This window comes from Sphingomonas sp. 66-10, assembly GCF_001897045.1.
Taxonomy (GTDB): domain Bacteria; phylum Pseudomonadota; class Alphaproteobacteria; order Sphingomonadales; family Sphingomonadaceae; genus Sphingomonas; species Sphingomonas lycopersici.
In genome coordinates this window covers 43268-46780 of record NZ_MKRR01000001.1, presented here as the reverse complement: position 1 = coordinate 46780, position 3513 = coordinate 43268, and the positions used below count along the sequence as shown (strand labels likewise).

General features: G+C 64.8%; 3 protein-coding genes. All 3 read right to left on the bottom strand.

Features of this window, described 5'->3' with window-relative positions; genetic code table 11:
* Positions 1 to 267: 267 nt before the first annotated feature.
* The gene (gene clpS / locus BGN95_RS00240) at positions 268 to 597 is read right to left on the bottom strand and encodes an ATP-dependent Clp protease adapter ClpS (RefSeq protein ID WP_179513723.1); all 330 of its coding nucleotides are present in this window, start codon (positions 595 to 597) and stop codon (positions 268 to 270) included.
* Positions 598 to 766: 169 nt separating this feature from the next.
* Positions 767 to 1591, bottom strand: coding sequence for a phasin family protein (locus tag BGN95_RS00235; RefSeq protein ID WP_179512379.1), 825 nt, complete (start codon positions 1589 to 1591; stop codon positions 767 to 769).
* Positions 1592 to 1866: 275 nt separating this feature from the next.
* Positions 1867 to 3513: PHA/PHB synthase family protein (locus tag BGN95_RS00230; RefSeq protein ID WP_286771263.1), on the bottom strand; the 1647-nt coding region annotated here is incomplete at its 5' end.

Here is a 3513-nt window from a genome sequence, read left to right as displayed (position 1 = left end):
GTTGCCGCCGCGGATGAGGATACGGTCCATTCGCCCGCGTCTATCGAACCGCGGGCGCGGCGCAAAGGGGGTCTGCGGGGTTCATCGTGGTGGCCGACCGGGAGGGCAAAGTTCACGAAGTTCACACGAGTGAGCCTCGATCAATTCACCCGTCATTCCCGCGCAGGCGGGAATCCATTCACGCTGAGATTGCGCTTGATCCGATAGGCCAGCCAGAATGGATTCCCGCCTGCGCGGGAATGACGTAAGTACTTGTTTTAATAGACTTTACGCCTTCTCCAGCGTGCATTGCAGCGGGTGCTGGTTCTGGCGCGCGAAGTCGATCACCTGGCCGACCTTGGTCTCGGCGACCTCGTAGCTGAATACCCCGCACACCCCGACGCCCTTCTGGTGGACGTGGAGCATCACCCGCGTCGCTTCCTCAACGCTCATGCGGAAGAAGCGCTGGAGGCACAGGACGACGAATTCCATCGGGGTGTAATCGTCGTTGAGCATCAGCACGCGATAGGGCGTCGGCTGTTTGGTGCGCGTCCGCGTGCGGGTGGCGACGCCGATTCCGGTGCCGCCGTCGGAATCATCGTCGCGGCGCTCGGCCATCAGGATCGGCTGGATTGGGGTTTGGCGCTGCATGATCGCGTGAAAATATGGCATCCCGGCCGCCAAGGGCAAGGGCGCGCGCGTACCATTAACGACGAAAAAGGGGGCAGCCGCGCTCAGGCGGCCGCCCCCTTCGTCCTTTTCGCCCCTTGCGGGGCGAGGCCCCGGATTACGCGGCGACCTTGATCTTCTCGGCGGCGAGCGCGACGCGGTTCGAGATCGGCTGGGCGATCTCACCGGCGAGCTTCAGCGCGGCCTCGGTCGAACGCGACGCTTCGGCGACGAAGGCATCGAACGACGCGCGGGCATAATCGCTCTGCAGCTTGAACAGCTCGGTCGGCGACTTGACGGTCGACATCGCCTTGAAGGTCTCGGTCGCCTTCTCATAGGAGGTCTTGGCGTAAGCCGCCGCGTCCTGGCCCATCTTCTCGACGCCCTTCACCGCGATCTTCGACGATTCGACGATCGCTTCGAGGTTGCCCTTGTGGAAGGCATTGGCGTCTTCGAACGCCTTGACGCCCTTTTCGATCGAGCCCTTGGCGCGCTCGTTGGCCTCGGCGAAATAGGCCTGGGTCTTCTCGGTCACGGTCTTGATCGTGTCGGACATGATCACTTCCTTTGCAGCAATGGTCGCCGGCCGGCTGGCCTGGCGGGTAGACGCGGGTTGGGCCGGTGCGACCTTGGCCCGGGGTGCCGGCTTCTTGGCGACCGGCTTGACGGCCGCGCGGGGAGCCGCCGGCGTCGATTTGGTGACGGGGGCGGAGACCGCGGCCGGCGCCGGCTTGGCGGCAACCGGCTTGGGCGCGGGCTTCGGCGTTTGCTTGGCCACCGCCGGTGCGGCGACGGGCGCCTTGGGCACGGGCTTCGCCGCTTCCTTGGCAACGGGCGCCGGCGTCGCGACCGGGGCAGCGGCCGGAGCGGGCGCGGGCTTCGCAGGCGCCTGGGCGGCCCCGGTCACCGGCTTCTGATCAGGCTTGGCTGCAGTGTCGGTCATTCCACACGACTCCATCTTGTTGCGATGCAACATACGCGAGGAGAGTCGGAATGACAAGCTTTATTGTGCAGTGCAACATAATCTGTCCCCGCCGCTCGCCGCGACGGAAAAACGGGTCATAGCATCGGGCGCGAAACGTCCGGTCCGGTTTCCGCTTGACGGTGCGGCGGAACTTTTGTGCTCCGTCAAGGCGGGAGTCCAGACTAGGACCTCGCCTTCGCGAGGACACAGAAAGGGGTGCTCCTTCGCCGACGGTACCGGCGTGGATCGGCACGCTATCTTGCCTTTACGTAGCTCCCTGGCGCGTCCTCGAGCGCGGCGAGTTTGCCCTTGCCCGGCACCCGCGCGCGCTGCGCCGCAACCTCGGTCGAATCGATCGTGCGGAGCCAATCGACCCAGTCGGGCCACCAGCTTCCCTTGGTCTCGGTCGCGCCCGCGACGAATTCGTCGAGCGTCTTCGTTTTCGCCGGGTTGGTCCAATATTGATATTTGTTCGCCGCCGGCGGGTTGACCACCCCGGCGATATGCCCCGAGCCGGCGAGGACGAATTTCAGCGGCCCGCTGAAGATGCCGGTCAGCTTCCACACGCTGTCCGCCGGCGCGATATGATCCTCGCGGCCGGCCTGGATATAGCTCGGCGTCCTGACCTTGGTGAGATCGAGCGGGGTGCCGGCGACCGAGATCGCGCCGGGCTGGGCGAGCCGGTTGTCGCGATAGAGATCGGTCAGATAGGAAAGGTGCCATTTCGCCGGCAGGTTGGTCGTGTCGCCGTTCCAGTGGAGCAGGTCGAACGGCGCATAATCGTTGCCGAGCAGATAGTTGTTGGTGACGTAATTCCAGATCAGATCGCGCCCGCGCAGCAGGTTGAAGGTCGCCGCCATATAACGCCCGTCAAGGAAGCCCTGCGGCGAGAGCGAGCGGATCAGCGCGAACTGATCGTCGTCGATGAAATTCTGGAGGTCGCCGGCGCGGGTGAAATCGACCTGCGCGGTGAAAAAGGTCGAACTCGCCACCTTCTCCGCCTCGCCGCGCGCGCTGAGCAGCGCCAGCGTGGCGGCGAGGGTGGTGCCCGCCACGCAATAGCCGATCGTGTGGACCGCGGGGACGCCGAGCGCGTCGCGCACCGTGTCGATCGCGTCGATCTGCGCGGCGATATAATCGTCCCACGTCACATCGGCCATCGACGCATCGGCCGATTTCCACGAGACCATGAACACGCTGATCCCCTGATCGACGCACCAGCGGATGAAGCTTTTCTCCGGGGTCAGATCGAGGATGTAGAAGCGGTTGATCCACGGCGGGAAGATCACCAGCGGGATCGACAGCACCTGCTTGGTCGTCGGGCTATATTGGATCAGTTCGTAGAGCGGGGTGCGCTTGACCACCTTGCCGGGGGTCGTGGCGAGATTGCGCCCGACCTCGAAGGCGTCGCCGCTGGTGTGGGTGAGTTGCCCGCGCCCGATATCGGTCAGCATATGCTGCAGACCCTTGAGCAGATTCTCGCCCCCGGTCTCGATCGTCTTGTCGATCACCTCGGGATTGGTGAAGGCGAAATTGGTCGGGCTCATCGCATCGATGAAGCCCTTGGTGGCGAAGCGCAATTGCTCGCGCTGCCTGGCATCGATCCCCTCGATCGCGTCGACGCTGCTCAGCAGATGATCGGAAATCATCAAATAGCTTTCGCGGATCCACGCGAACAGCGGATTGTCGCGCCATGCCTCGGCCTTGAAGCGCTTGTCGCGCGGGGCGGCGTCCTGTTGCTCGGTCGCCTCGCCGGGCTGGAGGAAGCGCTGCCACAAGGTGAGGCTGTTCTGCCAGAAGTCGCTCGCGCGTTGCAGCGTCGCGGGGTCGTTGATGCCGGGCACCACCGGCGCGCCGGTCGCGGGCGCCTGCATCGCCGCCAGCCCCTGTTCCATCATCAT

What these genes read in the sequence shown, in the direction of transcription:
- clpS (WP_179513723.1), bottom strand. Translation starts at nt 597, where the DNA reads ATGGCCGAGCGCCGCGACGATGATTCCGACGGCGGCACCGGAATCGGC.
- BGN95_RS00235 (WP_179512379.1), bottom strand. Translation starts at nt 1,591, where the DNA reads ATGACCGACACTGCAGCCAAGCCTGATCAGAAGCCGGTGACCGGGGCC.